This is a genomic window from Parafrankia soli (genome assembly GCF_001854695.1).
GTDB classification, from domain to species: domain Bacteria; phylum Actinomycetota; class Actinomycetes; order Frankiales; family Frankiaceae; genus Parafrankia; species Parafrankia soli.
This window is the reverse complement of sequence record NZ_MAXA01000076.1, coordinates 1-4776: the sequence shown is the minus strand read 5'-3', so window position 1 is coordinate 4776 and position 4776 is coordinate 1. Positions and strand designations below refer to the sequence as shown.

Below are 4776 nucleotides of genomic sequence, written 5' to 3'. Positions count from 1 at the left end.
CGATCAGGGCACCGCGATCGACGCCGCCTGCCGCATCGTCATCCTCGAAGACCAACTCGCCGAAGCCCAGCGGCTCAACCAGCAATCACGCCAACCAGCAACCGACCAGCCGCCACCCGCCGAGACCCCCTGACAGGCAGACGGCACTGTTGCCTCCACTCGACGGGCCCCGTGTGGCGGCAGGTAATGATCAGGCGATGAGGCGAGGTGTGGTCCGTCCTTCGGTCCCGATGTGGAAGTTCGCTGGGTTCCGGTTCCCTCCGGAGGTGATCGTGCTGGCGGTCCGCTGGTACCTGCGGTTCGCGCGGTCAGTGGGGTCTGTTGCATCCAGTCGTGACCGGCGAGGCCCTGGCGGGGCATGTACCGTCAGTGTGATCACTGGCGGGCCGTCAGGGACTCGAACCGGCGCTGTTGCGTCGGCGAGATCCGCCATCGCGGATGTCGCCCGGGCGGCCACCGATCTGCCGGGAGATCCGCGAGCTGGTCCTGCGCCCCGCACGGAGAATCCGACTTGGGGCCACCGCAGGGTCCAGGGAGAACTCGCCGGGCCGGGCTACCCGGTCGGGGTCGCCACCGTCTGACGGATCCTGCACCGCACCGGTGTYGATCCAGCGCCCCGCCGGACCGACTCCTCCTGGCGTAAGTTCCTGCGTGCCCAGGCCTCCGGCATGCTGGCCTGCGATTTCTTCACGGTGGACACCGTGTTCCTCCAACGGATCTACGTGTTCTTCGTCGTCAAGCACGCCACCCGTCGTATCCATGTCCTCGGGGTCACGAGACACCCGACCGCGGCGTGGGTCACCCAGCGGGCACGGAACCTGCTGATGGATCTCGAGGAGCRTACCCACCGGTTCCGGTTTCTCATCCGTGACCGAGATGCGAAGTTCACGGCTTCGTTCGACGCTGGGTTTACCGAAGCCGGCATCGACGTGGTCGATACCCCGCCACAGTCGCCCTCGGGGGGTTGATCAACGAATCGCAACGCAGCCCGGCACCTCCGCGGAAGATCGCGTCAACCGCAAAAGGCCAGTTCACAGGCCGAAATCCGGTTTTGGGAGCCCCACACGCCGAGAGGGGACCTTGCTGCGCGCGGGCGTGCCTGTCATGCGGTGACCGGCGCAGGCGGGCGGTCCGCCCTGACGGTGAACAGGATCGTCGCGACCACGAGCAGCGGCGCGCAGAACAGCAGCCCTGCCTCGGGCGCGACGAATGTCCACAGCGCACCAGCGGTCAACGTTGCGATCGCCCGACCGCCACTCTRCAAAGCGGCGAGGGTGCCGAACGCCGTCCAGCGGATCTCCGGCGAGGCCAGCCGGCCGACGCCGGTGTACTCGGCCGCGTCCACGGCACCGGCGGCAGCCCTGCCAACACAAAGCAGACGGCGAGCAGAAGCAACTCGTTCGTCCCGGCCAGAGCGAATCCGACATAGGCGGTCAGCAGGCACGTAGCGCCACCGGCGATGATCGGGCCAGTACCGATCCGGTCCGCCAGCGCACCCGCCCAGCTGGCGCAGACGGCCGCGCTGAGCTGGTAGCCGATGTACAGCAGCGCCACGAGCTGGAGCTGACTGAACGGTCCGGCTCCAGCGGGCAGTAGCTTCGTCGCGCGAAGCAGCGGTAGCACCGCGGCGATGTTCGCGGTCTCGTAGATCGCGACGCCGAGGAGGAACCGACCCAGGCGACCGCGCCGGAGCTGGTCGATTCTGCTACGCAGCGATGGCAGCTGCCACACGGCGTCCGGCTGGAGGACGTCCAGGTCCGGGCGTGTCGGATTCCCGCCCGGCTGCGCTGCCCGTCGCCGGTTCGCGCGGGCGCTGACGGCCACCGCCGCAACGGCCGGCAGCACCGCCAGCAGGATGACCGTCCGGACCTCCAGGAAGGTCAGGAACAGCAGCGCCAACACCGGGCCGAGGGCTGCGCCCACCGCGTCGATCGAACGTTCCACCCCGAGGCGGCGTCCCATCCGGTCCACGGTGGTGACCTCGCTCGCCTGCGCCGGCCGCAGGGGCGTGCGCAGCCCGCGGGCCGCCCACGAGCCGACCCTTACCGTGGCCGCCTGCCATGCCACGCCGCTGAGCGCAAGCAGTGCCGACGCCAGCCCCATGCCGGCGTGCCCGACGAGGCTGACCAGGCCACGCCACCGCGGCGGCGCAGCGCTATCTCGGCGCCACCAAACCGGGCCGCCATCCCACCCGCGTGCCCGACGGCCTCCATTCCGGCGATGGCGAGCGGGACACCCCCGGCCAGGCCGGTGACGAACGCAGGGAGGACGGTGGTGGTGCTCTCCTGCCCCGCTGTCGACAGCAGCGATGCCAGCCGCGACGAGGTCGGGTACCCGCGGACCCGTCCGCCCTCGCTCTGGACTGGGACAGGTACGTCACAGACGGCAGTGTCGGGTCTGGACACGACGGACGCGACGAGCGCGGCAGCACGACGGTCACTTCGGACGCGGTCACCGACGAATCGAGCATTCGACCATCATGTTCGCCGCACGGCGACTCCGAAGTCGTCTGTCGGACGCCCCATCCAGTCAGATGGGCGACCGGCCGGCGCTGCTGGCAGCCGCGTTTACCGAACTCACCCACGCCATCTGGCCGCCGGCCGGCCAGAACCCGGCGCATTCGCCGCTATCTCGGAACGCAACAGTGCCGCTGTTTGCTATCGACCCTGCAAAAATAAAGATGATACTCATGGGGCGGTTGTCTCGGAGCCTGCCCGACCCTTCCAGCCTTGCCGGACCCAAATCGATACTCCGGCGAGTAGAAGAGGAGAACCGCTGCCGTTCGCCGGCGTCCGGGTCGACCCTGCGGTCGTTGACCCGCGGCGCGGTGACCTCGACCGCACCGGCGGCGGTCATCACCTGCCCGGGCTGGGCGTGGCCGTTACAGACCACCAGCCGGCGGCCACCCTCGTCGCGCTCGTCGGCGAGCTCGGCGACGTAGGCGTCGACCTCGGCTTCCAACGCGGGCGGCCGCGAGCATCCGCCGCGCACCTTCCCGGACGATCTCATCGATCAGCGACGGCCTGACCATCGAACCGTCCCCGGGCGTGCTGTCCTCGGGTACTACCGTGAGCACCGGCACGCCTTCCCGACCGACGCGCCAACGTCGGCCTGCCTGAGACCTCAACCTCGATCACCGGGAAGGCACGCCCCTCCCCAGCCGACCACAGATCTCAACCATTGCTCGGCCGTAGCCCGCCGGTTCTTCATCCAGGCGCCGGCGCATGGCCGCCAGCCGGTCGAGGTCACCACCGACAAGGCACCCGTCTACCCGAGGATCCTCGACGAGCCGCTCCCGAGGCCTGCCATGTCGACGCCGCCAGAGAGAACAACCGAATGGAAGCCAACCACAGCCGGCTCAAAGCCCGGCTACGGCCGATGCGCGAACTCAAACGCCTCCGCTCGGTCCAGACGATCAGCGCCGGGAACGCCTTGGTTCAGAACATCCGACGCGGCCACTACGAACTCGCCACCCATACCGGCCCACAGCTGCGGCTGGCCGCCGCGTTCACCGAGCTCACCCAAGCCGTCTGACCGTGACTGCCCGGCCCCTGGCGTGCGCCGCATCCTCGCAATGCAACAGCCCCGCCGAGGATGATCGGCCTTCAGAATCGGTCACCGGGACGACATCAGGGCCACGCCACAGCCCGATCGTTCGTGAACACCGCGCATCGCCGTGCAAAGACAACACCGATCGCATATTCGATCATGTTCGGCTGGCGCTGCCCGTGACTGCTATCAGCGTAGAAGAACAAGGCCACTCCCATGGTGCGATCTTCGGAGTCACCGTCCTGGAGGTAGGTGCTCGGCCGGTCTCGGGTGGCCGTCTGGCACGAGGGAGGACAGTGGGCTGGTCGGCAGTGCTATCCACCCCTCCCGTTCCGCGGCGGTGGCGTCGTCCGGTCCGGGGGCGGYGGTGTGGCCCAGTGTCGCGGCACGGGCGGTCATCGCGGCGATCACGGCATCGAAGGYGTCGTCAGAACGGCGGCAGAGATCTTCATGGGTGCCGAGATCCAGCCATCCAGCCGCATCGAGGAGAGCGTCGACCAGCGTGCCGAGGACGGAAATGTTGTCCCTGGTCTTGTAACCGCGGTGCGGTAGCCCCCACCGGGCAAGCGACGCGGCTGGGTACACCTCAACGACGACGCCACCTCCGGCGCGGTCCACGGGCATGCCGTCGCCTGCGAGTGTTGCCAGTAGTCCCGCGCAGCGCATCGCCGTATGCGCGATCCGATCGGCGGCGACGCTGAGCGGCCGTAGCCCCGTCTCTGCCTGGACCCGCCGATCAGTGGCTCGGTACGCCAGGGCACGTCGCCACTCCAGACCAGTGACCCCCGGTGAGACGACGACGTTACCGGCCTGGTGGGCCGCGATGAAGGCGACGAAGGACTCCGGCCAACCGAACGGGCAATCGATACCGACCTTGTCCGCTTTCTTGATCGACATGACGATCGCGGTGTCCGACGTACCGAGTAGGACCTCCCTCACCGCCGCTGAACCGGGCGACCAGTCGATCCGGGCGAGTGCGGTCTTCTTCGGCTCCGCCGCCAGGTCCACGCCGATCGTCATCATCTGATCAGGGTACGCGACAGGACATAAAGGTCTCTTCGCGATCGAATCCTCGGAGATCAGCACTACACCCAGCACCAGATGCGCTCCACTGGGAGGAGGAACGGGGCTACAGTAACTAGTGCGGCGTAAACAAATGCCCGTTCCAGTGCCACTGTTAGGCTGGAAAAAGTGTGGGTAAATTGGACACATGATCCTAACTGATAA

3 protein-coding genes and 5 pseudogenes are annotated in these 4776 nt (G+C 68.0%); 4 read left to right on the top strand and 4 right to left on the bottom strand.

Annotation, left to right across the window (positions count from 1 at the left end; all coding sequences use genetic code 11):
- The 3 pseudogenes from BBK14_RS39805 to BBK14_RS39800 all read left to right on the top strand — a co-directional run.
- Nucleotides 1-133 (top strand): annotated as a pseudogene (locus tag BBK14_RS39805) (MerR family transcriptional regulator); the annotation flags it as partial.
- Nucleotides 134-230: 97 nt separating this feature from the next.
- Nucleotides 231-347, top strand: a pseudogene (locus BBK14_RS36790) (IS6 family transposase); the annotation flags it as partial.
- A gap of 88 nt (nt 348-435) precedes the next feature.
- Nucleotides 436-956: pseudogene (locus BBK14_RS39800) on the top strand (integrase); the annotation flags it as partial.
- Nucleotides 957-1102: 146 nt separating this feature from the next.
- Here BBK14_RS39800 and BBK14_RS41220 read toward each other — a convergent pair.
- The 3 genes and pseudogenes from BBK14_RS41220 to BBK14_RS34905 all read right to left on the bottom strand — a co-directional run.
- Nucleotides 1103-1234, bottom strand: coding sequence for a hypothetical protein (locus tag BBK14_RS41220; RefSeq protein ID WP_275078460.1), 132 nt, complete (start codon nt 1232-1234; stop codon nt 1103-1105).
- The gene (locus BBK14_RS08405; RefSeq protein ID WP_275078461.1) at nt 1231-2130 is read right to left on the bottom strand and encodes an MFS transporter; all 900 of its coding nucleotides are present in this window, start codon (nt 2128-2130) and stop codon (nt 1231-1233) included. The genes BBK14_RS41220 and BBK14_RS08405 overlap by 4 nt, the downstream gene beginning before the upstream one ends.
- Nucleotides 2131-2760: 630 nt before the next feature.
- A pseudogene (locus tag BBK14_RS34905) lies at nt 2761-3076 on the bottom strand (IS256 family transposase); the annotation flags it as partial.
- Between the two features lie 117 nt (nt 3077-3193).
- Between BBK14_RS34905 and BBK14_RS08395 the strand changes: the two are divergent.
- Nucleotides 3194-3534 (top strand): annotated as a pseudogene (locus tag BBK14_RS08395) (DDE-type integrase/transposase/recombinase); the annotation flags it as partial.
- 249 nt (nt 3535-3783) lie between these two features.
- On the opposite strand, the gene BBK14_RS08390 reads toward BBK14_RS08395, so the two are convergent.
- A complete protein-coding gene (locus tag BBK14_RS08390) occupies nt 3784-4647 on the bottom strand; it encodes a DUF429 domain-containing protein (protein WP_241831303.1) in 864 nt (287 codons plus the stop codon).
- Between the last annotated feature and the right edge of the window lie 129 nt (nt 4648-4776).